The sequence below is a fragment of the Actinomadura verrucosospora genome (assembly GCF_039540335.1).
In the GTDB taxonomy this organism is placed as follows: Bacteria; Actinomycetota; Actinomycetes; order Streptosporangiales; family Streptosporangiaceae; genus Spirillospora; species Spirillospora verrucosospora.
This window is the reverse complement of the sequence record NZ_BAABEV010000032.1, coordinates 62,557-86,700: the sequence shown is the minus strand read 5'-3', so window position 1 is coordinate 86,700 and position 24,144 is coordinate 62,557. Positions and strand designations below refer to the sequence as shown.

Below are 24,144 nucleotides of genomic sequence, written 5' to 3'. Positions count from 1 at the left end.
CATGGACGTGCGCAGGCGCGAGTTCCTCGCCCTGACCGGCCTGGCCGCCTCCGCCGTGGCGCTCGGCGGCTGCGCGGTGCCCGGGGCGGCGGCCGCGCCGGACGGATCGCTGCGCGCCGCGTTCGGGCAGCCGGTCACCGACCTCGACCCCTACAACGCGGGGACGGCGGTCGACGAGGCGTCGCTGATCGTCAAGCGGCTGGTGTTCGACACGCTCGTCCGCTACGAGGGCGGGCGGCTCGCGCCCGGCCTGGCGACGTCGTGGCGGCGGACGGACGACACGACGTGGGTGTTCGACCTGCGCCCCGGCGTCCGCTTCCACGACGGGAGCCCGCTGACCGCGCGGGACGTCGTCGCCTGCGTGGAGCGCACCAAGGCCGTGAAGTCGGCGCAGTCCGCGCTGTGGGCCACGGTGAAGTCCGCGCGGGCCGACGGCGACCACCGCGTCACGTTCGTGACGGACGGCCCGATGGGCACCCTGCCGGTGAACCTGACCCTGCTGTTCATCGTGCCGGCCCGGCGCGTGGCCGACCCGGCGCAGAAGCGCCGCCCGGTGGGCTCGGGCCCGTTCCGCGTGACGGGGTTCACCCCGTCGACCAACGTGGAGCTGGCCCGGTTCGACGGGTACTGGGGAGGCCGCGCCGGGCTGCCCGGCATCTCGATGCCGTTCATCGCCGAGACCTCCAGCGCGATCACGGCGCTGCGCAACGGGGACGTGGACCTGCTGTGGCCCGTCCCGTCCGACCAGCTCGGCGAGGTGCGGGGGCGGCGCGGCGTCAGGGTCCGGACGGTGCCGAGCTGGACCTACTACCTCACGTGGTTCAACTGCGGCCGCAAGCCGTTCACCGACCCGAGGGTCCGGCGGGCGATGTGGCAGGCGCTCGACATGGAGGAGATCGTCGGGAAGCTGTTCGGCGCGGGCGCCGAGCGCATGCGCGCGCCGATCCCCTCGACCGTCTTCGGCTACGCCGAGCAGGCGCCGTACCGGTACGACCCGGCCGCGGCCCGCGCGGCGCTGCGCGCCGCCGGTCTCGGGGACGGCTTCGAGACCACGATGATGTGGTTCGACGCCACCGGCCCCCTCGCCCGGGAGCTGGCCCAGTCGATGATCTCGGGGTGGGCGCGGATCGGGGTCGAGGTCAGGCCGCAGAGCATCGAGAAGGCCCAGTGGCTGCAGCGCCTCAACTCCCTCGACTGGGACATGGAGCTGCAGACCAACACCGTGACGACCGGCGACGCCGCGTTCACCCTCGGCCGGCTCTACACGTCCAAGGCCGACCGGATGGGCTACCGCAATCCCGGGCTGGACGCGGTGCTCGCCGAGGCCGGGCAGGCCGCCGACCCCGGCCGGCGCGAGGAGCTGTACGCGCGGGCCTGCAAGACGATCTGGGACGACGCGGTCGGGATCTTCCCCGCCGCGCTCACCACCGCCTACGGGCTGCGGACCGGGCTCTCCGGCTTCACCCCGGCGGCGAACAACCAGCCGGACCTGTCCACGGTCAGGAGGAACCCATGACACCCCGCCGCAGGGCCACCCTGCGGGACATCGCCGCCGCCCTCGACCTGTCGGTCAACACGGTGTCCCGCGCCCTGGCCGGCAAGGACGCGGTCAGCCCCGAGACCCGCGAGCGGGTGCGGGCCGAGGCCGAACGCCTCGGGTACGTGCCGAACACCATGGCGCGGTCCCTCGTGCAGGGCAACGCGATGACCCTCGGGCTGGTCATCACCAACCCGTCCAACCCCTTCTACACCCGTCTGATCAGCGCCATCGAGGAGCGCGGCCGGGTCCACGGCTACTCGCTGATGCTGATGGTCACCGAGGACAGCGTCGACAACGAGCGGCGCGTCGTGGACGAGCTGATGCGCTGGGGCGTGGACGGCGTCCTGGCGGTGCCCGTCCAGCACGGGATCGACCACTGGGACCGGCTCCGCAAGTCCGGGACGCCGGTCGTCCTGGTCAACCGCGACCTGCCGGGGCTCGACACCGACCTCGTCGGCGTCGACTACTACGACAGCGCGCGGCGCGCCACCGAGCACCTCGTCGCCGAGGGCGCCCGCGACCTGTACCTGGTCGAGGAGGACCTGGACATCTCACCCGTCGCGGAGCGCGTCCGAGGGTTCCGGTCCGTGCTCGACGAGCACGGCATCGCGGTCCGCGACGACCACATGGTGAAGGTGCCGACCCGGCGCCGCGAGGCCAGCTCGCAGCCGTGGGACCCGGTGGACTCCTACGAGATCGGGCGCGGGCTCGCCGCCCGCGTCGGGCCGGGCGCCGCCGTCCTGGCCGGCAACGACTACTTCGCGCTCGGCGTGTACCGGGCGCTCACCGAGCACGGGCTGAGCATCCCCGGCGACGTCCGCGTCGCCGGGCACGGCGACCACCCGTTCGCCGCCTATCTCGCGCCGCCGCTCACCACGGTCCGGCTGCCGGCCGCCGAGGTCGGCGCCGCCGCGGTGGACCGGCTCCTCGAACGGATGTCGGGCGAGTCCGGCGCGGGCTCCCCGCGGCAGACCCTGCTGCCGGCGGAACTGGTCGTCCGCGCCTCGTCGCGGACCGCGAACGGAGGCGGCTGATGGGACGGTTCCTGCTGAGGCGCGCCGGTCAGGCCCTCATCGTGGCCTGGGGCGCCGTCACGGTCGTGTTCCTCGTCGTGCGCGTCGTCCCCGGCGACCCCGCGACGCTGATCCTCGGACCGGACGCCAGTCCCGCGCAGCTCGCCTCCGTCCGGGCCGACTTCGGGCTGGACGAGCCGCTGTGGCGGCAGTACCTCGCGCACATGGGCGAGATCCTGCGCGGCGACTTCGGCGACTCGTGGCGGCTCGGCGGCGGCGCGATGGGCGCCGTCCTGGACCGGTTCCCCGCCACCCTGACGCTGGCCTCGCTCGCCCTGGTCGTCACCCTCGCCGCCGGCTACCCGCTCGGCATGATGTGCGCGCGGCGGCCCGGCAGGATCCTCGACCTGCTGGTCTCCACGGGTTCGCTGGTCGGGCAGGCGGTGCCGTCGTTCTGGCTCGGCATCGTGCTGATCCTGCTGTTCGCGCGGCAGCTGAACTGGCTGCCGAGCACGGCGGGCGGCGGCCCGGAGGCGGTCATCCTGCCCTCGGTGACGCTGGCGCTGCCGTTCGTGGGCTGGCTGGCCCGGCTCGTCCGCAACGGCGCGCTGGAGGAGAGCGGCAAGGACTACGTCCGCACCGCCCGCGCGAAGGGGACCGGCGAGGGCGCCGTGATGTACGTGCACGTGGCGCGCAACATCGCGCTGCCCGTCGTCACCGTCCTCGGGCTGCTGATGGGCAACTTCATCGCCAACGCGGTGATCATCGAGGTCGTGTTCTCCTGGCCGGGCATCGGTTCGCTGATGGTGGACGCGATCACCAACCGCGACTACGCCGTCGTCGAGGCCGCGATCGTCACGATCACCGTCTCCTACATCGCGCTGAACCTCCTCGTGGACGTCCTGTGCGTCGCCCTCGACCCACGTCTCACCCCGGAAAACGCATGAGCGCAGCGAACCGGGGGGTGTGGGGGGTCGCCCCCCCACCCGAACAGCGCATGAGCGCAGCGAACCGGGGGGTGTGGGGGGTCGCCCCCCCACCCGAAGAACGCATGAGCGCAGCGAAGCAGGGGGCGTGGGGGACCGTCCCCCACAAGGAGGAAGCATGAGTGCCATCGCACCCGCCGCGGTCGCGGTCCCCGCGGCCCGGCGGCGCAGGAGGCTGCCCGCGCGGGCGTGGGCGGGCCTCGCCATCGTCGGGCTGTTCGTCCTGGCGGCCGTGTTCGGGCCGCTGCTGATGCCCTACGACCCGGCCGCGACCGACCTGCCGCACCGGCTGCTGGCGCCGGGCGCCCGGCTCGGGGACGGGTCGGTCGCGTGGCTCGGCACCGACCAGGTCGGGCGCGACCTGCTGTCCGCGCTGCTCGCCGGAAGCCGCGTGTCGCTGCTCGTCGGCGCCGCCACCGTGCTCATCGGCGGCGCCGCGGGCCTGGTGGCGGGGCTCGTGTCCGGCTACTTCGGCGGCTGGACCGACGCCGTCCTGTCCCGGTTCGGGGACGTGCAGCTGGCGTTCCCGTCGATCCTGCTGGCCATCCTCATCGCGGGCGTCCTCGGCCCGAGCGTCACCAACATCGTCATCACGCTGGCGGTGACCCGCTGGGTGATCTTCGCCCGGGTGGTGCGGGCGTCCGCGCTCGCGACCCGGGACCTGGAGTTCGTCGACTCGGCGCGGGTGCTCGGCGCGGGGCACGCGCGGATCCTGTTCCGGCACGTGCTGCCGTCGTGCTGGCAGCCGCTGCTGGTCGCCGCGACCGTGCAGATCGGCCTGGTCATGGTGGCGGAGGCGTCGCTGAGCTTCCTCGGCCTCGGCATCCCGCCGGACCAGGCGTCGTGGGGCGCGACCGTCTCGGCGGGCCGCGACTACCTCGGCTCGGCCTGGTGGATCTCCACGATGCCGGCGATCGCGCTGGCCGCCGTCGTCACCGGCGTCGGCCTCGTGGGCGACGCCTTCCGCGACCTGTCCGACCCGCGCTCGCAGATCTGATGGCGCACATCCCATGGAGGCGCACATGACCGTTCCAGCCGTCGATCACGCGCACGCCCCGGCCTCCGGGGACGTGGCCGCGGAGCTGCGCGACGTGCACATCGGGTTCCGCTCCGGCCGGCAGGTCACGCCGGTCGTGCGGGGCGTCGACCTGCGGCTGCGGCGCGGCCGCGTCCTCGCCCTGGTCGGCGAGTCCGGCAGCGGCAAGAGCCTGACCTCGCTCGCGCTCATCGGGCTGCTGCCGCCCGGCGCGCAGATCACCTCCGGGTCCGTCGTCCTGGAGGGCGAGGACACGGGCGGCTTCTCGGCCCGGCGCTGGCGCGAGACCCGCGGCAGCCGCGTCGCGATGATCTTCCAGGACCCGATGGCGGCGCTGAACCCCGGCTTCGCCGTCGGCCCGCAGATCGCCGAGCCCTTCCGGCGGCGCCTCGGCCTCGGCCGGCGGGAGGCCCGGGAGCGGGCGGTCGCGCTGATGCGCGAGGTCGGCATCGCCTCCGCCGAGTCCCGCTACGGCGACCACCCGCACGAGTTCTCCGGCGGCATGCGGCAGCGCGCGGTGATCGCGATGGCGCTGGCGCTCGGTCCGTCGGTGCTGCTGGCCGACGAGCCGACCACCGCGCTCGACGTCACGGTGCAGGCGCAGATCCTGCGGCTGCTCGCGCGGCGGCAACGCGAGGCCGACCTCGCGACGCTGCTGGTCTCGCACGACCTCGGCGTGGTGGCGCGGGTCGCGCAGGACGTCGCGGTGATGTACGCCGGGCGGATCGTGGAGCGGGGCCCGCTGGACGCCGTCTACACGCGCCCCGCCCACCCGTACACGCTCGGCCTGCTGGAGGCCGTGCCGGACGCCGGGTCCGGCGGCCGCCTCAAGCCGATCGACGGCGTCCCGCCGGACCCGCGGCACCGTCCCGGCGGCTGCGCGTTCCACCCGCGCTGCCCGTTCGCGACCGACCGGTGCCGCACCGAGGACCCGCCGCTCACCGGGGACGGCGACCGCGCCGTCGCCTGCCACCACTCCGCGGAGGTCGTCGCCTCCCAGCACAGCGAGGAGCCCCGATGACGGCCACCGCGCAGGACACCGAGGTCGTGCTCAGGGTCAGCGGCCTGGAGGCGGGGTACGAGCGCCCCGGCCGCCACGGGTTCGGACGGCGGCGGGTGCCCGTCGTCGCCGGGCTCGACCTGACCGTGCGGGCCGGGCGGACGCTGGGCGTCGTCGGCGAGTCGGGCTGCGGCAAGTCGACGCTGGCGCGGGCCGTGGTGGGGCTGCGCCCGGCGTTCGCCGGGTCGATCGAGTTCGCGGGCGCGGACCTGGCGTCCGTCCCGCCCCGCCGGCGCCGCCGCATGAGCCGCGACCTGCAGATGGTGTTCCAGGACCCCTACACGTCGCTGAACCCGAGGATGACCGTCGCCGACGTCGTCGCCGAGGGCTGGCGCGTCCACCCGGGGATCGTGCCGCGCGACCGGGAGGACGCCGAGGTCGCCCGGCTCCTCGACCTCGTGGGCCTCGCCCCCGAGCACGGCCCCCGGCACCTGCACCAGCTGTCAGGCGGCCAGTGCCAGCGCGTCGCGATCGCCCGCGCCCTGGCGCTGCGGCCGAAGCTCCTGGTGTGCGACGAGGCGGTGTCCGCGCTGGACGTGTCGGTCCGCGCGCAGATCCTCAACCTGCTGGCGGACCTGCAGTCCGAGCTGGGCGTGGCGTACCTGTTCATCTCCCACGACCTGGACGTCGTCCGGCACATCGCCCACGACGTCGCCGTCATGTACCTCGGCACGATCGTCGAGCGGGGGCCGGCCGCCGAGGTGTTCGGCGACCCGCAGCACCCCTACACGCGAGCGCTGCTGTCGGCGGCGCCGTCCGTCCGCGACCGGCCCGGCGACGACGCGGGTGAGATCGTGCTGCGCGGGGAGGTGCCGTCGGCGGCCGAGCCGCCCAGCGGATGCCGGTTCCGGACCCGCTGCTACATGGCCGCCGACGTCTGCGAGCGGGAGACACCCGCGCTCGTCCCGCGGGACGGGCTGCCCCAGGCGGTGGCCTGCCACTTCGCCGACGGCGCCGGAACGACGGCCCCGCCCGCGCGGGAACGGGCGCCGGAGGGCGGGGGCCGCGAGGGTCAGGCGCGGCCGTAGGCGTCGTCGAGGCGCTCGATGTCGTCCTCGTCGAACCGGCCGAAGGCGATCTCCATGACGCGCACGGCCGGGCCGTCCGAGCCGAGCCGGTGGGTCTCCCCCGCGCGGATCAGCACCCGCTCCCCCACCTCCGGGAGGACGCGGCGCCCGGCCACCTCGAACACCGCACCGGGGTCGAGCGCGACCCACAGCTCGTCGCGGTCGCGGTGCCGCTGGAGGCTGAGCCGCTGCCCCGGCTCCACGTGAATGATCTTCACGGTGGACGGCTCGTTGAGGGTGAAGCGCTCGAAGCGGCCCCAGGGCCGCCGCTCGGTCCGCACGTCCGGCACGGGCCGCGGGTCACGGCGGGCCTGGGGCTGCGCGCCGGTCGGCACGTCGGTCTGCACGGTCACCTCGGGGATCGCGGGTCGTCGGGCGGGCGGGGGCCGCGGGCTTCGGACGCGGCGGCGGGAAGCCCGCCGAGGACGAGGTCGACGAGGCCGTCGACGACGGCCTCGCGCGGCACGTCGTCGGCGTGGTCCAGCCACCAGTCGCCGGCCGTCTGCACCATGCCGACGATCGCGTGGCCCCACACGTAGGCGCGGGTCCGGTCCGCCATCTCCCCCTCGGCGATCATCACCTCGGCCAGCTCCCGGCTCACGTCCCGGATCATGGTGCTCATCGCGCTGTGCGTGGCCGTGTCCTCGGCGCTCGCCCGGTGCATGAGGAACCGGTAGAGGTTGAGGTTCTTGGAGATCGTCGCCAGGTAGGTGTCGATGGTGGAGCGGGTGCGGTCGCGGATCGGGTCGCCGCGGGAGAACTCGTCCCGGATGCCCTCGATCAGCTTGCGCGTGTGCCGCTCGGCCAGCGCCTGGTAGAGGCCGCTCTTGTCGCCGAAGTGGCGGTACAGGATCGGCTTGCTGATCCCCGCCTCCGCGGCGATCGCGGCCATGGACGCCTCGGGCCCCTCGCGCTGGATGACCCGGTCGGCCGCCTCCAGCAGGGCACGGCGGCGGCCGGGGTCACGCCGTGGTCCGGGCCCCGGCCGGCCCGCCGCACTCGTCATGACAGCACGGTATCCGGGGGTGTTACCCGGTGACAACACCGGCCGGCCCGCGGCGGGGAGGCGTGCCCGCCGCGGGCCGGCCGCCCGCCGGCGGGTCAGCCGAAGTCGAGGTCAGAGCACTGGTAGAAGGCGTTGCCGGTGTCGGCGATGTCCCACACGGCGAGCAGGAGGTGCCGGCCGTGCCGCTGCGGGAGCGTCCCGGTGTGGGTGGTCTGGCCGGACGGCGGCCGCCCGTTGTAGTTCTGCTGGAGGAACGGCGTGAGCTCCAGAGCGCCGCGGGTCAGCGGCTTGGCGGCGTCCCAGCCGTCCTTGGTGAGGAAGTAGCGGAAGGACGTGGTGGCGTGCGCGGCGGTGAACTGCCAGCTGATGCTGAACGACTGGCCGGCCGTCACCTTCGTGGCGGGCCACCCGGTCCCGCCGCGCGGGTCGTCGAGCGGCGCCCAGCGCCCGTCGGCGCCGGCGCAGATCTTCCCGTCGCCCGGTCCGCGCTGCGGGAAGCCCTTCGGCCCCTCGACGCCGTCGGGGTCCCACTGGACCTGGCCGCAGTTGCGGACCTGGTGCGTCCCGCACAGGTAGCTGCGGCTCGGGGGCGAGGTGGTGTACCCGTGGGACCAGGCCGGCACGGCGAGCGCCAGCGGCAGCCCGGCGGTCACGGCGGCGGCCACGGCGAGGCTGGTCTTCCTTGGCATCCTGCGTCTCCTTGGCGGGGGGAGGTACGGCGTACCCGAAAGCGGAGGGAGCCGGCCCAGAGGCCAACTCTAAGGAAACTTTCCTTTTAGAAGGTCGCGGCGCCGCGCCGCTCCGTCAACCGGACCGCCCGGGATCGGGCACGCGGAGACAAGCCTCAGGCAGGCACGGCAAAGCCGCGGGCCCCGGCGGCCCGCCCTGCAAGGCGAAGCGGGGGGCGGATCCTCTCCGCCCCCCGCTCGGTCCGGCCTCTCTCCTAGCGGGCGAACGCCTGGAGCTCGGCGGTCCGCACGATGCCCGCGCTCGGGCTCGCGGTGCCGCAGTCGGTGGCCGACCGCGGGTCGTCGTCCTGCTCCCCGGCGTAGGCCGGCGCGCCCGTGCACTGGCTGGAGACCACCTCCAGCCGCAGGTGCGTCGCGGTGACGTCCCGCAGGCCGAACGAGCGCAGGATCAGGTCCGGCGCCGTGGGCCGCGGCCGGTCGGCCGGGAACGCGTCGGACGGGCTGGTGTAGACGGTGCGGTACGAGGCGTTCTGGGCGCAGTCGGCCTTGGAGGCGTCACAGGCCAGCAGCCGGAAGGCGCGCAGCGCCGTGAACCGGTTCTGCGTGCCGCCCGCGCCCTCCGGATCGCCCGCCACCGAAGGCCGCAGCATCGCGCTCACCTGCACCCTGCCGACCCTGACCGGGCGGTCGCCGGCCAGGTCCACGGTCACCTGGCGTCCGGCGACCGGGGCCGTCACCGACTGCCAGTTCGTCGCCTCGGTCTCGTCGAGCAGCGCGGCCTGGGACGCGCCGTCGCCGGTCGCCGTCGCGCCGTTGGCGCCCGCGGCCTCGTTGCGGGACATCGCCACCGGCAGGGTCCGCTGCGACGCGCCGACCGCGGCGGTGAACCGCCGGTGCCCGAAGCCCGCGCCCACCGCGACGAAGGAGTAGCGGCCCGGGGCGAGCGCGACGGTGTCGCCGAGCGGGGTCGCCGGGTCGGTGTCGGCGACGGGGACCGCGCGGGCCTCGTAGTCGCCCACGTACAGGCGCACCTTGCCGCCCCTGGCGTCCCCGAGGGGCGTCAGCCGGACGCGGGCGTTGCGCGACAGGGGCGAGGCGAAGCTCGGCGTCGGGTCGGCGTCGGCGGGGCCGTTGCTCGCGGCGTCCTTCCCGAGGCCGTGCTCGGCGAAGACCTTCCACATCATCTCGTGGTCCCTGCCGCCGAAGCGGAGGGTATCGGCGGCCAGCAGGGCGTCGCGGTGGTCGACGTAGCTCACCGCACCGCCGGCCATGAGCAGCAGCGCGTCGAACGACAGCTGCGCCCAGCGCCGGTTGCCCGGGCACTTCGCCACCGGCACCGTCCCGTCGGCGCACCCGCGCTGCGACGCGGCGCCGCCCTCGCCGTACCTCCGGACGAACGCCTGGCGCAGGTCGAACTGGGTGGCGGTCCAAATCTCGCCGTCGGCGTGGACCTGGGTGCCCACGAGGTCGTATCCGAGGTCGGCGTAGTTCAGCGGGCTCCGGCTCATGTCGTAGTTGCGGATCCCGGCGCGCCGGTCTCCGGTGACGTACCCGCCGATGACGTACGGCGTGCGGCCGGGCTGGCGCAGCCCGTACTCGTTGAGGTACTCCATGGCGAACAGGTCGGAGGTGCTCTCGTTCATGGCGCCCGCCTGCGGCCCGCTCCACCCGGCGTCCGGTCCGGCGATCATGCGGCCGGAGATGGCGTGGGTGTACTCGTGGCCGATGACGCTCATGTCGAAGTCGCCGTCGACGCACGGCGGGTAGAACGAGCCCGCGATCGGCTGCCACAGGTACATGTTGGTGATGGCGGGCGTCCCGTCCGGCGGGGTGATCTGGTTGGCGTTGTCGCGGACGGTCGGGAACCGCGCGCCGGCCTGCGCGTTGCCCTGCTCGGGGTCGCCGCCGAGCCCGCCGCGCTCACCGTTGTCGGCCTGCATGTTCCAGGCCGACTCGGTGAACCCGAGCCGGTACGACCAGTCGTGCATCCGGTTGTGCTGGACGAACAGGTTGGACATGGCCGCTTCCAGGTCCGCTTCCTGCGGGCTGTCCAGCGTCGCGGGGTCGCACCTGCCCGTGTGCCACTGGTTGGTCCACGGGTAGGTGTAGTTCCGGTCGGGCTTCGGCGCGCTGGTGCGGGTCCCCACCGTGAAGGGGTCGCCGCTCGCGCGGTTCTCGTACGACCTCGCCGCGTTGCCCACGGTCGTCGCGCTGGACGTGCCGGTCGCCGGGTCGACGTCCCAGGGCCGTCCGCTGGAGGGGTCGCCGCCGACGGTGCGGCACCCCGCCGCGGGCGCGAAGCACCAGGTCTCCCGGGTGTCGCGGGAGGAGTAGTCGCCGGGCGGGGTCGCCGGGAACACCGCCCAGCGCGGGTCGTCGCTGTCGTGGTCGACGAGGTTCTCCCGCACGAGCACCGAGCCCGTCCGGGCGTCGACGTGGGAGGTGACGGCCTTCGGCTCCGCCCCGGAGGCGTCCATGAGCGTGACCTGGTACGCGCTGCGGACGCCCTCGGCCGTGGGCACCGCGACGAGCCGCGCCTTGCGGGGGTCGCCGGCCGACGCGGGGATGCCCGCGTCCCGCCCGGCCGCGGCCACCGCGTCCCGCGGGGAGAGCGTGGCGGGCGCCGGGGCGGCGACGTCGCGGGAGAGGGTCGAGGTGACCGAGACGACCTCGCCGCGGGTCACCCCGACCGCCACCAGGCCGTCGTGGCCGGCGGGAAGGCCGCCGAACCGCTGGCGCAGCAGCACGGCCGCGCCGTCGCCGACCGGGTTGACGGCGACCTTCTCCAGCGCGCCGACGGCGGCGGCGTCGAGGCCGAACAGGTCCCGGTGCCCGGCCAGGTACGCGCGGGCGGCCTTCTCCGGATCCCCGGGCAGCCCGCCGGCCAGGGGCGCGGCATCGGTCACCGAGGCGGGCGTGCCGAGCCTGTTCCACCGCACGGTCACGCCGCGGGCGGCGCCCATCTGGCGGCTCGTCGGGGCCAGCCGCCCGGGCCGCGCGTCCTTGTCGGCCGGCTCGGTGTGCTCTCCCGGCGGCCGCGGGCGGGGAGGCGGCGGCTCGGCCCGTCCGGGGACCGCGAGGCCGGCGGTGAGGAGTGTTCCGGTGGCCGCCAGAGCGGTCAGGGCGGTCCAGCGCGTCCTGGGCACCATTGCCTCCTGGAGGCGGGCCGACGGGCCCGGTCTCGGGAATCGGCCGGAGGGGACATCCGGCCGATCTAGAGACAAGCAGCGCTTTCACCACTCACCTATGGCGAATCACCACATTTACGAAGTGTCGCCGTGCGGCGGTCTTCGCCCTTGACACCGCCGTTTCCTCGAAAATCCCATGTCAGGCGCCCGATCGTTGCCGGGCGGCCACGCCCGCCGCGACCGCCCGGCCGGTTGACCGGGCCCGGCCACCGCCCGCCGCCCGCGCCCTCACCGGGTCGGGAACAGACCCTGACCTGCCTGTGGTCTTCGCTCCTCCGCCGCCGGGGAGGGAGCAAAATGATCGCCGCGTTCGACATGCCGCGCCGGAACCCGCGCGCGACGCGGCGCCGGGAGAATCATGAACTGGACACGTTCGCGCCGGACGGCCGCGCTGGGGGTGCTCGCCGGATCGGTCGCCATGGCCCCGGCGGCCGTGGGGCCCGCCCGGGCCGCCTCCCCGATCGGACCCCGGCCGCCGGGCGATGCGACGACCGCGGAGCAGGCCGGCCCGCACACGCCTTCGCCGCCCCGACTCCCGCGGGACTTCCGCGGGACGGGGAAATGGATCGTCCGGGATCTCGGCATCACGGTCCCGTTCACCTGGACGGGGAACGGCGGGAACAGCCAGATGATCGCGGGCGGTCCGCGATACCCGATCTGGTTCACGAACCTCATCTACAAGAATTCCCTCTACACCCTGACCTACAAATGGCCCGGTCTCCGCGACCACCGGTGCTCGCGGATTCCGGGATTCGACCTCGGCGTCCTCAACCGCAAACTCGCGACGGCGCGGTTCGTCGGGCGGGAGATCCTTCAGCGCAGGCCGCAGCGGCACGTCGACCACTGGCGGGTCGGCGTCGTCGCTCCGCAGCTGCCTCCGGGGAAGTACCTCAGGTTCCCGATCGCGCTCGGCGACGTCTACGTCGACCAGCGCGACCCGACGACCTTCTGGCAGGTGCTGCAGTTCGGCCTCCAGAACCTGTACGACCCCGAGCTGGACGAGTGGCTGGTGATGTCGACCTTCGAGCACGCCCCCGGCAGGGTCGTGCTGCCCCGCCGGTGCCCGCCGCCCGCGCCGTGACGCCGCCGGCCCCGGCGCGGGGCCGGCGGGCTAGTCCCGGACGGGCGCGACGGCCCGGACGATCAGCGCCGTCGACGGCAGCGTGAACGCCTCGCCGCCGGAGCGGTAGGGCCCGGTGGCGTCGGCGAAGGCCCGCCACGTGCCCGGGTCGTCCGCGGAGCCGAAGCGCTCCGCGAGCTTCCGCAGCAGCATCGGCGGCGTCACGGCCTTGGTGAACGCGACGCACTGCTCGACGGAGTCGAACGGGAACCGCACGACGAACTCGGTCACCGACACGTCGGCGAACCCCGCCGCGGCCACCTCGGCGGCGAGGCGCTCCGGGTCGGCCATGCTGAACGGGCCCGGCGTTCCGGGCGGCGGGGGCGGCAGTTCGAGCCGCTCGCTCAGCACCCGGAAGCCCAGCGAGATCGCCGGCGCGCTCGGCGCCTCGCCCCACACCGCCGCGGCGAGCACGCCCCCGGGGGCCAGGAGCCGGGCGAGGCCGCGGAAGGCGGCGACGCGGTCCACCGCGAACATCAGCCCCCAGCGGCTGAGCACGACGTCGAACGAGCCCGCCGGCAGGTCGATGGACTCCACGTCCGCCTCGGCGAACACGAGGTTCGGCGTGCCCTCGGCCCGGCGCCTGGCCAGGTCGAGCATCGCCGGGGAGATGTCCACTCCGGTCACCCTCCCGGTGGGCCCCACCCGACGGGCCGCCGTCAGGGCGGGCTCCCCGTGGCCGGTCCCGACGTCGAGGACCGCCTGGCCCTCCCGCACGCCGCCGAGATCGAGCAGCCGCCGCGTCACCGCGGCGGCTCCGAGCTCGAACCTCTCCTGCGCCGCCGCCCAGTTCGCACTGAGGGCGTCCCAGGAGGCCCGCTGCCCCTGCTTGACGGCGACGGGGTCGATGTCCGCGGCCGTCACGAGTTCACCTCCACGTCCCGCGGCACGTGCATCGTGAGCGGCTCCCACCATTCGCGGTTGTCCCGGTACCAGGCGACGGTCTCCGCGAGGCCCGCGGCGAGGTCCCGGCGCGGCCGGAACCCGAGCTCCGCCGCGATCTTCGTGCAGTCCATCGCGTACCGGCGGTCGTGGCCCCTGCGGTCCTCCACGTACGACACCGCGTCCCAGCCCGCGCCGCACTGGGCCAGCAGCCGCCCGGTCAGCTCGCGGTTGGTCAGCGGAACGCCGCCGACGTTGTAGACCTCGCCCGCCCGGCCCTTCGTCAGCGCCAGGTGCACGGCGCGGCAGTGGTCGTCGACGTGCAGCCACTCGCGGACGTGGAGCCCGTCGCCGTACAGCGGCGCCTTCCCCCCGTCGAGCAGCTCGGTGACGAACAGCGGGACGATCTTCTCGGGGAACTGGTACGGGCCGTAGGTGTTGCAGCCCCGGGTGATCCGGACGTCCATCCCGAAGGTCCGGTGGCAGGCGAGCACGACGAGGTCGGCCGCGGCCTTGGACGCCGCGTACGGGTTCCCCGGCGACAGCGGGTCCCGCTCGCTCCACCGCCCCGTCCCGATCGGCCCGTAGACCTCGTCGGTCGACACGTGCACGAACGGGGCGGTGCCGTGGCGCCGCGCCGCCTCCAGCAGCGTCTGCGTGCCGAGGACGTTGGTGACGACGAAGTCCTGCGCGCACCGGATCGACCGGTCGACGTGGGACTCCGCGGCGAAGTGGACGATCGCGTCGTGGGCGGCGACGAGGTCGTCGACCACCGCGGCGTCCGCGACGTCCCCGTGGACGAAGGCGAAGCCCGGCGCGCGGCGCACCGGGTCGAGGTTGGCCGGGTTGCCGGCGTAGGTGAGCTTGTCCAGGACGGTGACCTGGTGCGCGCCGCCCCCGGCCCGTTCGGGCCCGAGGAGCCGGCGCACGTAGTGGGACCCGACGAACCCGGCGCCGCCGGTCACGAGGATCCTCATGAGCCGGTCCGCGCCCGGCGGCGGGCGCCGCGGACCCTCACCGCCCGCTCCGGAGCAGCCGGTCGCGGGCCGCGGCCAGATGGTCCGGCGTCGTGCCGCAGCAGCCGCCGACCACGTCCAGGGAGAACTCCGCGTCCCAGCGGGCGACCAGATCGGCGAACTCCTCGGGCCCCATCGCGGCGGGGACGTGCCGGTCGACGTGCGCCGAACGGGGGATGCCGCCGCGGTCCTCGATGTTGGGGTAGACGCCGATCGGGCCCGAGCAGGCGTCCCGCAGCGCCCGCAGCGCCGTCTCGCTGTCGGTGGGAGCGGTGCAGTTGACGAGCACGGCCTCGGCGCCGTCGCGTTCGGCGGCGGCGGCCGCCTCGGCCAGCTTCTCCCCCGACAGCAGCCGGGCGTCGGCGTCGCACACGAAGCCGACCCAGGCGCGGGCGCCCGCCCGCCGCACCTCCTCCAGCGCGATGCGCGCCTCGCGCTCGGAGTTCATCGTCTCGACCAGCACGAGGTCCACGCCCACCCGCATCAGCTCCGTCGCCAGCCAGCGGTGCTCGTCCCGCAACTCGTCGTCGGGAGGGACCAGGTCGGGCCGGTAGCAGTCCTCGACCGGCCCCACCGAGCCCGCGACCAGGGGGCGGTCCGCGTCCTGCGGCCCGTCCGCCCGCCCGTCCTGGACGGCGCGGACCGCCGACTGGGCCACGCCCACGGCGGCGTGCACCATCCAGGCCAGGCCGGCGTCGAAGAGGCCGAGGCGGCTGAGCGCCCGCAGGTTGCACCGGAAGGTGTTGGCGGTGATCACCTGCGCTCCGGCGCCCAGGTAGCCCTGGTGGATCCCGCGCAGCCGCGTGCGGTCCGCCTCGGTGTTCATGGCCCGGTTGGTCCACCACGGGCCGTCGACGCTCATGCCGGCGCGCTGCAGCTCGGTCGCGGTCGCGCCGTCCAGCCACAGGGGCCCGCCGCCTCCGGACCGGCGTGCCCCGGATAGGTCGTTCATGTGTCCATCCCTCCGCAGTTCAGAGCGCGTCCATCAGGTCCCGCACCAGGTCGGCGGGGTCCTCGATGCCCGCCGACACCCGAATGAGGTTGTCCGAGACGCCCAGCCGCCCCCGGACCTCGCGGGGGACGGAGGCGTGCGTCATCATGGCGGGGCACTCGATGAGCGAGCGCACGCCGCCGAGGCTGACCGCGCACGCGTACAGCCGCACCCGGTCCAGGAGCTTCTCCGGCTCGCCGAGGTACTCGAAGCTCAGGATCGACCCGGGCGCCGACATCTGCCGGGCCGCCACCTCGTGCTGCGGATGCTCGGGCAGCCCCGGATAGTGGACGGCGCCCACCCGCGCGCACCCGCGCAGCGCGGCGGCGATCTCCTCCGCGTTGGCGACCTGCCGGGCCGTGCGCAGCGAGAGCGTCTTGAGCCCGCGGTGCACCAGGAAGCAGTCGAAGCCGCCGGGCACGCTCCCCGTGGTGGTGCGGTGGGACGACAGCTCGCGGTGCAGGTCCTCGTCGTCGTAGACCAGGGCGCCGCCGATGACGTCGGAGTGGCCGGCGATCGACTTGGTGGTGCTGTACAGGGTGATGTCGGCGCCGAACCGCAGCGGCCGCTGCAGCGCCGGGCCGGCGAGGGTGTTGTCCACCACCACGCGGGCGCCGGCCCGCCGGGCCCGCTCGCACACCACCGCGAGGTCGGCGACCTTCAGGAGCGGGTTGGTCGGCGCCTCCACCCAGATCATGTCCACGTCGTCGCCGAGCGCGGCGTCGAGCGCGCGCGCGTCGGTGAGGTCGACGTGGTCCACGGCGATGCCGTGCCGGCCGAGCAGCGCGAACAGCGACCGGGTGCCGCCGTACACGTCGTCCGAGGCGATCAGCCTCCGGCCGGCGCGCAGCAGGGACAGCGCCGTGGTCCCCGCCGCCTGCCCGGAGGCGAAGGCGAGGGCGAAGCGCGCGTCCTCCAGTCCGGCGAGGCAGCGTTCGAGGGCCTCCCGCGTCGGGTTCTCGCCGCGCGAGTAGAAGTAGCGCAACGGGTCCTGGACCCGCCGCTCGAACGTGGCCGCGACATGGACGGGCGGCACCACGTCCCCGGTGACGCCGTCGGATTCCTGGCCGAGGTGGACCAGCCTTGTGTCGAAGCGCATGTCACAGGAAACGCGTGGTCGGGTGGTCGGCGGTCCAGGTGCCCGGCCGCACCGAGCGCAGGGCGCCGGCCACGACGTCGATCTCGTCGACGGTGTTGTAGACGGCGAACGACATCCGCACGGTCCCGAGCAGGCCCATCTCGTCCAGGAAGGTGCTGGCGCAGTGCACGCCGCTCCGCACGGCCACACCGTGGCGGTCCAGATGCCCGCCGACGTCGTAGGGGTGGATGCCGTCGACGACGAAGGACACGATCCCGCTCGGGGCCGCGGCCGGGTCGCCGACGATCCGCACGCCCTCGATCCGCCGCAGCGCCTCGACCGCGTACCGCACCAGGGCCTCGTCATGCCGCCGCACGGCGTCCCAGCCGAGATCGCGGAGATACCGGAGCGCGGCGGCCAGGCCGACGGCTCCCGCGACGTTCGGGGTGCCCGCCTCGAACCGGGCGGGCACGGGGACGTAGCGGACGGGCTCGGTGTGGCTCACCCCCTTCACCGTCCCCCCGCCGACCTGGTACGGCGGCACCTCCGCGAGCAGCTCCCGCCTGCCGTACAGCACCCCGGTGCCCATCGGGCCGTAGGCCTTGTGCCCCGAGAAGCAGTAGAAGTCGGCGTCGAGACCGCGCACGTCCACCGGCGCGTGCGGCACCGCCTGGGCTCCGTCCACGACGACCGGGACACCGCGCCGGTGCGCCTCGGCGATCATCGCGCGCACCGGGTTGACGGTGCCCAGCACGTTGGACACGTGGGCGACGGCGGCGATCCGGACGCGGGGCCCGAGGACGGCGGCGAAGGCCGCGGCGTCGACGGCGCCCCGCTCGTCCACGGGGGCCACGACCAGCTCCGCCCCCGCCCGCTCGCAGAGCCGCCGCCACGGCAGCAGGTTGGAGTTGTGCTCCATGCCGGTGACGACGACCTGGTCCCCCCGGCCGACGAGCCCGGCGCCGAAGCCGTCCGCGATCATGTTCACCGCGTCCGTGGTGCCCCGGGTGAACACGATCTCGTCGGCGTGCTCGGCGCCGAGCGCCTGCCGCACGGTCTCGCGCGCCTCCTCGTAGCGGTCGGTGGAGGCCATGCTCAGCCGGTAGTACCCGCGGCCCACGTTGCTGTTCGCCGTCGAGTAGTAGTCGACGATCGCGTCGAGGACCGCCCGCGGCTTCTGCGCCGTCGCGGCGTTGTCCAGGTAGACCAGCGGCCCGCCGCCGCCCTGCGCGGTCGCCAGGATCGGGAAGTCGTCCCTGATGGATCTGGGAAGGAGATCCTGGTCCGCGAACCGTACGGGAGGTCCCCCCGCTTGCGGCATCAGGTCAGTCATCCGGACTCCTCTCAAGCTGGAAAAGGCTCGTGAACGCGTCGAGGAATCGCACCGGGAACGCGAAGACCTTCTGCTCCGGGTACGGGCGGCGGGCCGGCGGCACGTGGCCGGGTTCGCCGGGTCCCGGCAGCCTGCCCGCGCCGTCCAGGAGGTGCGGGCCGTAGAAGAACCAGCAGATCTGACCGATCTGCTCGGTGAACAGGATCGGATGCACGTCCCGCGAGTACGTGTGCATGTGGCAGAAGGCCGCGAGGAACTCGCCCTTGGGGCCGAACCCGTTGCCGAGCATCACGTGCCCGAAGATGTCGTGCACGGCCCGGAACAGGTCGTTGTGGCAGAACTCCACCCCGTCGACCACGATGCCCGACGGCCCGGACAGCGGGTGGTCGCCGGCGGCCGGCGACGGCCCGTGGCCCGCGCTGGTCAGGTAGACGTGGAGCCGCCCGGTCCGGTGCACGCTCTCGCGCAGGTCTCGTGATCCCCTGTACGGCTGTCCCTCTCCGAGCCACGGGGCGATCTCGATGCCCGCCTCGACGATCGACCGGAACTGCCGGAGGTTCTGGCGCTTCAACCGGTCGTAGCGCCGGCGCAGCTCCGCGTCGCCGCCGCGCAGCGGCGCGCGGTCGTAGTACGCCGCCACGGCCCGGCAGTAGTCCTCGTCCAGCCGGACGGCGGTCCGGGCCAGCCGGGCGATCGAGGGGCCGCGCCCGCCCGCGGGGGCCCACTGGTCGGCATGGCGCTGTGCCAGCGAGGACAGGTCGACGCCGGCGGGGCGTTCCTCGGTCACCATCTCCCGTTCCGGAGGTCACGAGCGCGAGGTCACTCACTTAACTATCATATAGCAAGTGATCGGACGACTCCAACGACCACGTCCGGAAGCGCCCCGGAGAACAGGCAGTCGGTGCCCGTGCGGACCGGTGCTCCCGCAGGCCAGCCCGGGACATCATCACTTCAGTAATATATTGTAACTATGCCCGGCAGCGCCGAAGGCGCGGAGAACGGCGAGGAAGGCGGCCATGGAATTCTTGTCAGATTCTCCGAGCCCGCGGATCGCGATCCTGGGGTTCGGCTACATCGGCACGTGCCTCGGAACGGCGCTCGCCGAGCGCGGCATGACCGTCGTCGGCGTCGACAGCGACGCGCCGATGATCGCCGGGCTGCGGGCCGGCCGGTGCGCGATCCCCGAGCCCGGACTCGCCGAGGCGCTGGCCCCGCTGGTCGCGAGCGGGCGGCTGGCGTGCACGACCGACTACGACGTCCTGGCGGACGCCGACGTCGTGCTCATCACGGTCGGCACGCCCGTCGACGGGAACGGCGCCCTGGTGACCGCGCAACTGGAGGAGGCGTGCCGGCAGCTCGCGCCCCGGCTGCGCGCCGGCCAGCTGGTCATCCTGAAGAGCACCGTCGCCCCCGGGACCACGCGCACGCTGGTCGTTCCGCTGCTGGAGAGCGGCGGCCTGGCCGAGGGCCGGGACTTCGGACTCGCCTACTGCCCGGAGCGGCTGGCCGAGGGGGACGCGCTGGCCCAGCTGCGCGAACTGGCGGTCGTCGTCGGCGGGTGCGGCCCCGGCGTCACGGCGGCGGCGGCGCGGTTCTGGAAGGCGGCGCTGGGCGTGCCCGTCCGGATCGTGCCCACGGCCGACATCGCCGAGATCGTCAAACTGGCCGGCAACTGGTGGATCGACGCGAACGTCGCGATGGCCAACGAGCTCGCCCGGTTCTGCGCGCTGTTCGAGGTCGACGTGATGGAGGTGATCGCCGCGGCGAACTCGCTCCCGAAGGGGGACGGGCGGGTCAACATCCTGCGGCCCGGCACGGGCGTCGGCGGACCGTGCCTGACCAAGGACCCCTGGATGACCTGGCGCACCGCCCGCGACCGGGGCGTCCGGCTGCGGACGGTGGAGACGGCGCGCCACGTCAACGACGCCATGCCCGAATACGCCTACGAGGTCATCAGGGACGGCCTGGCCAAGTTGGGCAAGGACCTGGCGTCGGCGAGGATCGCCGTCCTCGGCGCCGCCTTCAAGAACGACACCGGCGACCTGCGCAACACCCCGGCGAGGGGGGTGGTCCGGGCCCTCCAGGCGGCCGGCGCGGAGGTCCGGGTCTTCGACCCCCTCGCCGACCGGGAGCGGATCCGGGCGGAGGTGGGCGGCTCCCCCGCCGACGACCTCGACCAGGCGGTCGAGGGCGCCGACTCCGTCGCCTTCCTCGCCGGGCACCGGGGGTTCCATGGCATCGACCTGGAGAGGCTGCGGCGGCTGGTCGCGATGCCGTGCCTGGTCTTCGACGGGCGCATGCACTATCCGGCGGAGACGATCCAGCGGCTCCGCGACCTCGGGTTCGGCTACCGCGGGATCGGGCGGTGAGCCGTGACGCGAGCGGCGCCCAAGTGCTATATGTTTATATAGTTTCTGCTCGACGAGAACCCTGATCTACGGGATGGCGCTGTGGCAGACCACGAGGCGGCGTTGCGCGGCGGGGCTTCGGCCGGGGAGGCGGTCCTCATCGAGGGAGCGTCCTTCCGGCTCGGATCGCCCGAGTGGGTGCTCGACTGGCTGGCCGAGCAGGACCAGCCCTTCCCCACGCCCTGGTTCCGCGACGAGACCCCGCAGACGCTCGTGGAGGTCGCGCCGTTCCTGATCGACCGCCACCCGGTCACCTCCGGCCGGTACGCGGCCTTCGTGGAGGCCACCGGGTACCGGACGGTCGCCGAGCGCCGCGGCTGGAGCCTGGTCTACGGCGCCGACTACTGGCAGAGCACGCCCGGCGCGTCCTGGCGCCGTCCGGCGGGGCGGGACTCCGGGTACGTCCCGCCGGACGACCACCCCGCCGTCCACATCGCGGTCGAGGACGCCGAGGCCTTCGCCGCGTGGGCGGGCGCACGGCTGCCGACGGAGGCGGAGTGGGAGCTGGCCGCGCGCGGCCCCGGGTACCGGCTGTGGCCGTGGGGCGACGAGTGGTCCCGCGAGTGGACCAACACCACCGAACTGCGGCTGGGCGACGCCGCCCGCAGCGCCGCCGAATGGCGCGCGTGGTGGAAGGAGCTCCAGAGCGACCAGGGCCCGATCCCCCTGACCACCCCGGTCGGCAGTTTCAGCCCGCACGGCGACAGCCCCTACGGGGTGGCGGACATGGCGGGCAACGTCTACGAGTGGACGGCCTCGCCGAGCCGGCTCTACGGCCCGTCCCCCGACTGCGACGAGTCGCTGCTGAGCGTGATGGGCCGGTTCCGCGTCATCCGCGGCGGCTCCTGGATGAACCTGCGCTTCCAGGCCCGCACCAGCGAGCGCCTGCACGGCGATCCCACCGGATGGGCCTGCTTCGCCAGTGGTTTCCGATGCGTCCGCGACCTGTGAGGATGCCCCATGCCCCACCTCATCGTCCCCGGCAGCTGGCACAACGTGACCTCCGGCAAGGTGCGCTCGGAGCTGCCCGCGGCCAACCTGAGCGAGCTCCTGCGGACGTTCGTGCGCTCGCACCCAGAGGCCGGCTACCGGCTCTACTCCCCCGCCGGCGACCTGCTGCCCTACCACCTGTTCCTCGTCGACGGCGAGCAGGTGCCCCGCACGACGCCGCCGGACGACGTCGAGCTGGCGCCCGGCAGCCGCGTCGAGATCATTCCGCCGCTGGCGGGAGGCTAGGCCTCCCGCCCGGCCCGGCCCGCCGCGGCCGCGGCGGTCACCAGCCCGACCTGATCGTGTCCGCGATGTGGGCGCGCTCCTCCTCCGACAGCCACCAGCCGACGGGAACGTAGACCACGCGGTCGTGCACGCCGTCCAGGCCCGGCAGCTCCTCCCGGGCCGCGGCGACGCAGCTGTGGGCGTCGTTGCGCCGGGAGATGACGCTCGTCATGATCCCGGCGTCGGCCATCTTCCGCATGAAGGACGTGCGGTCCGCCACCTTCAGCGGGTACGCCCAGAACGAGGGCTCCCGGTCGTCGGCCCGCTCGGTGTGCTCGACGCCCGCGATCCCCGACAGCTCCTTGTCGTAGAAGGCGGCGTTCCGGCGCGTCCGCGCGAGCAGGCCGTCGACGATCTCCAGATTGGACAGCCCGATCGCGGCGGAGATGTCGTTCATCGGGAAGCGGTAGCCCCACTCGGCGACGTCGTAGTCGCCGTGCACCCGGTCGGCCTGCCGCTCGATGCCGAGCCAGCGGCGCAGCCGGGCCCGCCGGTGCAGGTCGTCGTCGGGGAGCACGATCAGCCCCCCGCTCCCGGCAGTGAGGATCTTGATGGCGCCGAAGCTGTACACGCAGACGTTCCCGTGGTTGCCGAGCGGCGCCCCCCGGTAGGTCGCGCCCCACGCCTGCGCGCAGTCCTCGATCACCACGGGGCGGAACCCGTGGGCCTCCTCGGCCCGGTCGACGATCTCGCGCAGCCGGTTCAGGTCCACCGGGTAGCCCAGCCAGTGGACGACGACGATCGCGCGGGTGGCCGGCGAGATCTTCGCGGCGAGGTCGTCCAGGTCGATCGTCAGCGTGCCCGGATCGACGTCGACCCAGCGCACGCGCAGCCCGTGGGCCAGGATCGGCCAGTTCGTCGCCTCGAAGGTCAGCGGCGTGCTCAGCACCTCGCCCGGCCCGCCGGCGCCGCCGGAGGGCTGGGCCGTCGCGGGGAACCGGTCGGGGTCGGCCACCATGCTGAGCGCGAGGTGGAGACCGGAGGTGCCGCAGTTGACCGCGAGGACGCGCGGGTTGCCGAGGCGCAGCGCCAGGGCCTTCTCGAACTCGGCCACCTTGGGTCCGTGCTCCAGGCGGCCGCTGTCGAGCACCTCGGAGATCCGGCCGAGCGCGTCCGGCGCCATCGCGACCTTGAACAGCGGAATCATCGCGGACTCCCTCTCTTCGGGACGGCGCCCGGCCGTATTTAGTACCTAATTTTAAAGTTAAGGCGCGGCCTTCGTCCCGGTCAACGCTCCCGTGCGAGATAGGCCTCGAGCACGTCGGCGGCGCGGGCGGCGCCGCCGGCCCGGGCCGCGTGCTCGCGCATGCGGAGCACCCGCTCCAGCGCGGCCCGGTCGCCCGCCAGGTCCTCCACCGCCTCGCGCAGCCGCGCGCCGGTGAACTCCGCCGCGGGGACCACCGTCCCGAGCCCGAGCTCGCCCACCCGCCGGGCCATCGGCTTGACGTCGAACGTGAACGGCACGACGACCATGGGCCGCCCCGCGGTCAGCGCGTCCATCACGGCTCCGATGCCCCCGTGGGTGACGAGCAGGCGCGCGTGTTCGAGCACGGCGGGGAGGGAGACCCAGCGGTGCGCCTCGACGTTCGGGGGCAGCGGGCCGAGATCGCCCGCCCCGACCCTGTCCCCCAGGGCCATCACCACGTGCCAGGGCGTGCCCGCGAACGCCTCCGCGCACTGCCGGTAGAAGTCGGGATGGTCGTTGAAGGTCGTCCCCAGCGAGATCAGCACCACCGGCGAGCCGTCCTCCGGGGGCCGCCACGTGCCGGGCCGGTCCTCTCGCGCCGCCGAGCGCCCGACGAACGCGAACCGCTCGTCGAAGGTGTCCTGCGCGATCTGGAACTCGCGCGGGATGAGGACCAGGTTGAGGTCCTCGACGCGTTCGGCGAACTCCCCCGCCCGGTCCCGCAGGCCGTACCCGGCGAGGAGATCGGCCAGCCGCGCGTCGACGATGTCCCGCGTGCGCTCGTCGACGCCGCCGGTCTCCTCGATCATCTCCCGCGAGTAGGAGTAGACGTGGTTGGAGGCGAAGCCCGGGTTGATCCGGCACGCGGGGCGCTTCCAGACGGCCGCCAGCGCCTGGCCGGCGATGATCGGCACCTCCCCGTACAGCACCAGGTCCGGCGCGTCCTCGCCGTAGTGCGCGTGCGCCGCCCGCAGGATCGCCTCGTTCTCCGCGAGGTACAGCAGGTGCGGCCGGGCGGGGTCGTCGTCCGCGAACGCCTCGGCCGCGCCGGAGGCCCCCGACGCGTAGGGGATCGCCGTCGCGCCGGCCCGCTCGACCATCCCGGCGTACTCCGGCGACGTCACGTAACCGACGTCGTGGCCGCGCCGGACCAGCTCCGACACCACGGGAAGGGTGGGAAGCACGCTGCCGTGGTTGGCGACGTTGACAAGGGCGATTCGGTGGGCCGCTGCGCTCCGCATGGCGGTAGCATCAAGCGTTGACTATATGA

At 74.1% G+C, this 24,144-nt stretch carries 22 protein-coding genes; 10 read left to right on the top strand and 12 right to left on the bottom strand.

Going from position 1 to position 24,144, the window contains the following annotated elements:
- Position 1 precedes the first annotated feature (1 nt).
- The 6 genes from ABD944_RS29015 to ABD944_RS28990 all read left to right on the top strand — a co-directional run bounded on the left by ABD944_RS29015 (position 2) and on the right by ABD944_RS28990 (position 6,663).
- Complete coding sequence (locus tag ABD944_RS29015) at positions 2–1,516, top strand: ABC transporter substrate-binding protein (RefSeq protein ID WP_345182145.1); 1,515 nt, start codon at positions 2–4, stop codon at positions 1,514–1,516.
- Positions 1,513–2,574, top strand: a complete 1,062-nt coding sequence (locus ABD944_RS29010; RefSeq protein ID WP_345182143.1) for a LacI family DNA-binding transcriptional regulator — start codon at positions 1,513–1,515, stop codon at positions 2,572–2,574. The genes ABD944_RS29015 and ABD944_RS29010 overlap by 4 nt, the downstream gene beginning before the upstream one ends.
- Positions 2,574–3,500 (top strand): ABC transporter permease, encoded by a 927-nt coding sequence (locus ABD944_RS29005; RefSeq protein WP_345182141.1) that lies wholly within the window; start codon positions 2,574–2,576, stop codon positions 3,498–3,500. Before ABD944_RS29010 ends, ABD944_RS29005 begins: the two co-directional genes overlap by 1 nt.
- Before the next feature lie 157 nt (positions 3,501–3,657).
- Positions 3,658–4,536: an ABC transporter permease gene (locus ABD944_RS29000; RefSeq protein ID WP_345182139.1), complete on the top strand. Its 879-nt coding sequence runs from the start codon at positions 3,658–3,660 to the stop codon at positions 4,534–4,536.
- Positions 4,537–4,561: 25 nt separating this feature from the next.
- Positions 4,562–5,596 carry an ABC transporter ATP-binding protein gene (locus ABD944_RS28995; protein ID WP_345182137.1) on the top strand — a complete coding sequence of 345 codons (1,035 nt, stop codon included), beginning with the start codon at positions 4,562–4,564 and terminating at the stop codon, positions 5,594–5,596.
- Positions 5,593–6,663 (top strand): ABC transporter ATP-binding protein, encoded by a 1,071-nt coding sequence (locus tag ABD944_RS28990; protein WP_345182134.1) that lies wholly within the window; start codon positions 5,593–5,595, stop codon positions 6,661–6,663. Before ABD944_RS28995 ends, ABD944_RS28990 begins: the two co-directional genes overlap by 4 nt.
- Here the strand turns inward: ABD944_RS28990 and ABD944_RS28985 are convergent.
- The 4 genes from ABD944_RS28985 to ABD944_RS28970 all read right to left on the bottom strand — a co-directional run bounded on the left by ABD944_RS28985 (position 6,648) and on the right by ABD944_RS28970 (position 11,546).
- Positions 6,648–7,055, bottom strand: a complete 408-nt coding sequence (locus tag ABD944_RS28985; RefSeq protein WP_345182132.1) for a phosphomannose isomerase type II C-terminal cupin domain — start codon at positions 7,053–7,055, stop codon at positions 6,648–6,650. The genes ABD944_RS28990 and ABD944_RS28985 overlap by 16 nt on opposite strands.
- Entirely contained in the window at positions 7,052–7,708 is a 657-nt protein-coding gene (locus tag ABD944_RS28980) for a TetR family transcriptional regulator (protein WP_179848736.1), read from the bottom strand. Before ABD944_RS28980 ends, ABD944_RS28985 begins: the two co-directional genes overlap by 4 nt.
- A gap of 95 nt (positions 7,709–7,803) precedes the next feature.
- A complete protein-coding gene (locus ABD944_RS28975; protein ID WP_345182130.1) occupies positions 7,804–8,397 on the bottom strand; it encodes a lytic polysaccharide monooxygenase auxiliary activity family 9 protein in 594 nt (197 codons plus the stop codon).
- Positions 8,398–8,651: 254 nt separating this feature from the next.
- Positions 8,652–11,546: a M36 family metallopeptidase gene (locus tag ABD944_RS28970; protein ID WP_345182128.1), complete on the bottom strand. Its 2,895-nt coding sequence runs from the start codon at positions 11,544–11,546 to the stop codon at positions 8,652–8,654.
- 397 nt (positions 11,547–11,943) lie between these two features.
- On the opposite strand from ABD944_RS28970, the gene ABD944_RS28965 reads away from it, so the two are divergent.
- Positions 11,944–12,666, top strand: a complete 723-nt coding sequence (locus tag ABD944_RS28965) for a hypothetical protein (protein ID WP_345182126.1) — start codon at positions 11,944–11,946, stop codon at positions 12,664–12,666.
- 30 nt (positions 12,667–12,696) lie between these two features.
- Here the strand turns inward: ABD944_RS28965 and ABD944_RS28960 are convergent, their stop codons facing one another.
- The 6 genes from ABD944_RS28960 to ABD944_RS28935 are packed head-to-tail and all read right to left on the bottom strand — an operon-like array spanning position 12,697 to position 18,795.
- Positions 12,697–13,569 carry a class I SAM-dependent methyltransferase gene (locus ABD944_RS28960; protein WP_345182125.1) on the bottom strand — a complete coding sequence of 291 codons (873 nt, stop codon included), beginning with the start codon at positions 13,567–13,569 and terminating at the stop codon, positions 12,697–12,699.
- Positions 13,566–14,564, bottom strand: a complete 999-nt coding sequence (gene rfbB, locus ABD944_RS28955) for a dTDP-glucose 4,6-dehydratase (RefSeq protein ID WP_345182123.1) — start codon at positions 14,562–14,564, stop codon at positions 13,566–13,568. The genes ABD944_RS28960 and rfbB overlap by 4 nt, the downstream gene beginning before the upstream one ends.
- Before the next feature lie 37 nt (positions 14,565–14,601).
- Positions 14,602–15,555 carry a homocysteine S-methyltransferase family protein gene (locus ABD944_RS28950; RefSeq protein ID WP_345182121.1) on the bottom strand — a complete coding sequence of 318 codons (954 nt, stop codon included), beginning with the start codon at positions 15,553–15,555 and terminating at the stop codon, positions 14,602–14,604.
- A gap of 19 nt (positions 15,556–15,574) precedes the next feature.
- Complete coding sequence (locus tag ABD944_RS28945; protein ID WP_345182118.1) at positions 15,575–16,693, bottom strand: trans-sulfuration enzyme family protein; 1,119 nt, start codon at positions 16,691–16,693, stop codon at positions 15,575–15,577.
- 1 nt (position 16,694) lies between these two features.
- On the bottom strand, positions 16,695–18,005 hold the full coding sequence (locus ABD944_RS28940) for an aminotransferase class V-fold PLP-dependent enzyme (RefSeq protein WP_345182116.1): 1,311 nt from the start codon (positions 18,003–18,005) through the stop codon (positions 16,695–16,697).
- The gene (locus tag ABD944_RS28935; RefSeq protein ID WP_345182114.1) at positions 17,998–18,795 is read right to left on the bottom strand and encodes a crotonobetainyl-CoA--carnitine CoA-transferase; all 798 of its coding nucleotides are present in this window, start codon (positions 18,793–18,795) and stop codon (positions 17,998–18,000) included. Before ABD944_RS28935 ends, ABD944_RS28940 begins: the two co-directional genes overlap by 8 nt.
- A 226-nt stretch (positions 18,796–19,021) precedes the next feature.
- Here ABD944_RS28935 and ABD944_RS28930 point away from each other — a divergent pair, with 226 nt between their 5' ends.
- From ABD944_RS28930 to ABD944_RS28920, 3 genes are all read left to right on the top strand, one after another.
- Positions 19,022–20,374, top strand: a complete 1,353-nt coding sequence (locus ABD944_RS28930) for a nucleotide sugar dehydrogenase (protein WP_345182112.1) — start codon at positions 19,022–19,024, stop codon at positions 20,372–20,374.
- Between the two features lie 81 nt (positions 20,375–20,455).
- Positions 20,456–21,364 (top strand): SUMF1/EgtB/PvdO family nonheme iron enzyme, encoded by a 909-nt coding sequence (locus ABD944_RS28925; protein ID WP_345182110.1) that lies wholly within the window; start codon positions 20,456–20,458, stop codon positions 21,362–21,364.
- A gap of 9 nt (positions 21,365–21,373) precedes the next feature.
- The gene (locus ABD944_RS28920; RefSeq protein WP_345182108.1) at positions 21,374–21,649 is read left to right on the top strand and encodes a MoaD/ThiS family protein; all 276 of its coding nucleotides are present in this window, start codon (positions 21,374–21,376) and stop codon (positions 21,647–21,649) included.
- 37 nt (positions 21,650–21,686) lie between these two features.
- Here the strand turns inward: ABD944_RS28920 and ABD944_RS28915 are convergent, their stop codons facing one another.
- Positions 21,687–22,835 carry a DegT/DnrJ/EryC1/StrS family aminotransferase gene (locus ABD944_RS28915; protein WP_345182106.1) on the bottom strand — a complete coding sequence of 383 codons (1,149 nt, stop codon included), beginning with the start codon at positions 22,833–22,835 and terminating at the stop codon, positions 21,687–21,689.
- An 80-nt stretch (positions 22,836–22,915) separates the two neighbouring features.
- On the bottom strand, positions 22,916–24,115 hold the full coding sequence (locus ABD944_RS28910; RefSeq protein WP_345182104.1) for a macrolide family glycosyltransferase: 1,200 nt from the start codon (positions 24,113–24,115) through the stop codon (positions 22,916–22,918).
- Positions 24,116–24,144: the final 29 nt, after the last annotated feature.

Bases quoted from the DNA above. Each gene is read 5' to 3' on its own strand.
- ABD944_RS29015 (WP_345182145.1), top strand. From the start codon at position 2: ATGGACGTGCGCAGGCGCGAGTTCCTCGCCCTGACCGGCCTGGCCGCC.
- ABD944_RS29010 (WP_345182143.1), top strand. From the start codon at position 1,513: ATGACACCCCGCCGCAGGGCCACCCTGCGGGACATCGCCGCCGCCCTC.
- ABD944_RS29005 (WP_345182141.1), top strand. From the start codon at position 2,574: ATGGGACGGTTCCTGCTGAGGCGCGCCGGTCAGGCCCTCATCGTGGCC.
- ABD944_RS29000 (WP_345182139.1), top strand. From the start codon at position 3,658: ATGAGTGCCATCGCACCCGCCGCGGTCGCGGTCCCCGCGGCCCGGCGG.
- ABD944_RS28995 (WP_345182137.1), top strand. From the start codon at position 4,562: ATGACCGTTCCAGCCGTCGATCACGCGCACGCCCCGGCCTCCGGGGAC.
- ABD944_RS28990 (WP_345182134.1), top strand. From the start codon at position 5,593: ATGACGGCCACCGCGCAGGACACCGAGGTCGTGCTCAGGGTCAGCGGC.
- ABD944_RS28980 (WP_179848736.1), bottom strand. From the start codon at position 7,708: ATGACGAGTGCGGCGGGCCGGCCGGGGCCCGGACCACGGCGTGACCCC.
- ABD944_RS28975 (WP_345182130.1), bottom strand. From the start codon at position 8,397: ATGCCAAGGAAGACCAGCCTCGCCGTGGCCGCCGCCGTGACCGCCGGG.
- ABD944_RS28970 (WP_345182128.1), bottom strand. From the start codon at position 11,546: ATGGTGCCCAGGACGCGCTGGACCGCCCTGACCGCTCTGGCGGCCACC.
- ABD944_RS28965 (WP_345182126.1), top strand. From the start codon at position 11,944: ATGAACTGGACACGTTCGCGCCGGACGGCCGCGCTGGGGGTGCTCGCC.
- rfbB (WP_345182123.1), bottom strand. From the start codon at position 14,564: ATGAGGATCCTCGTGACCGGCGGCGCCGGGTTCGTCGGGTCCCACTAC.
- ABD944_RS28950 (WP_345182121.1), bottom strand. From the start codon at position 15,555: ATGAACGACCTATCCGGGGCACGCCGGTCCGGAGGCGGCGGGCCCCTG.
- ABD944_RS28945 (WP_345182118.1), bottom strand. From the start codon at position 16,693: ATGCGCTTCGACACAAGGCTGGTCCACCTCGGCCAGGAATCCGACGGC.
- ABD944_RS28940 (WP_345182116.1), bottom strand. From the start codon at position 18,005: ATGACTGACCTGATGCCGCAAGCGGGGGGACCTCCCGTACGGTTCGCG.
- ABD944_RS28935 (WP_345182114.1), bottom strand. From the start codon at position 18,795: ATGGTGACCGAGGAACGCCCCGCCGGCGTCGACCTGTCCTCGCTGGCA.
- ABD944_RS28930 (WP_345182112.1), top strand. From the start codon at position 19,022: ATGGAATTCTTGTCAGATTCTCCGAGCCCGCGGATCGCGATCCTGGGG.
- ABD944_RS28920 (WP_345182108.1), top strand. From the start codon at position 21,374: ATGCCCCACCTCATCGTCCCCGGCAGCTGGCACAACGTGACCTCCGGC.
- ABD944_RS28915 (WP_345182106.1), bottom strand. From the start codon at position 22,835: ATGATTCCGCTGTTCAAGGTCGCGATGGCGCCGGACGCGCTCGGCCGG.
- ABD944_RS28910 (WP_345182104.1), bottom strand. From the start codon at position 24,115: ATGCGGAGCGCAGCGGCCCACCGAATCGCCCTTGTCAACGTCGCCAAC.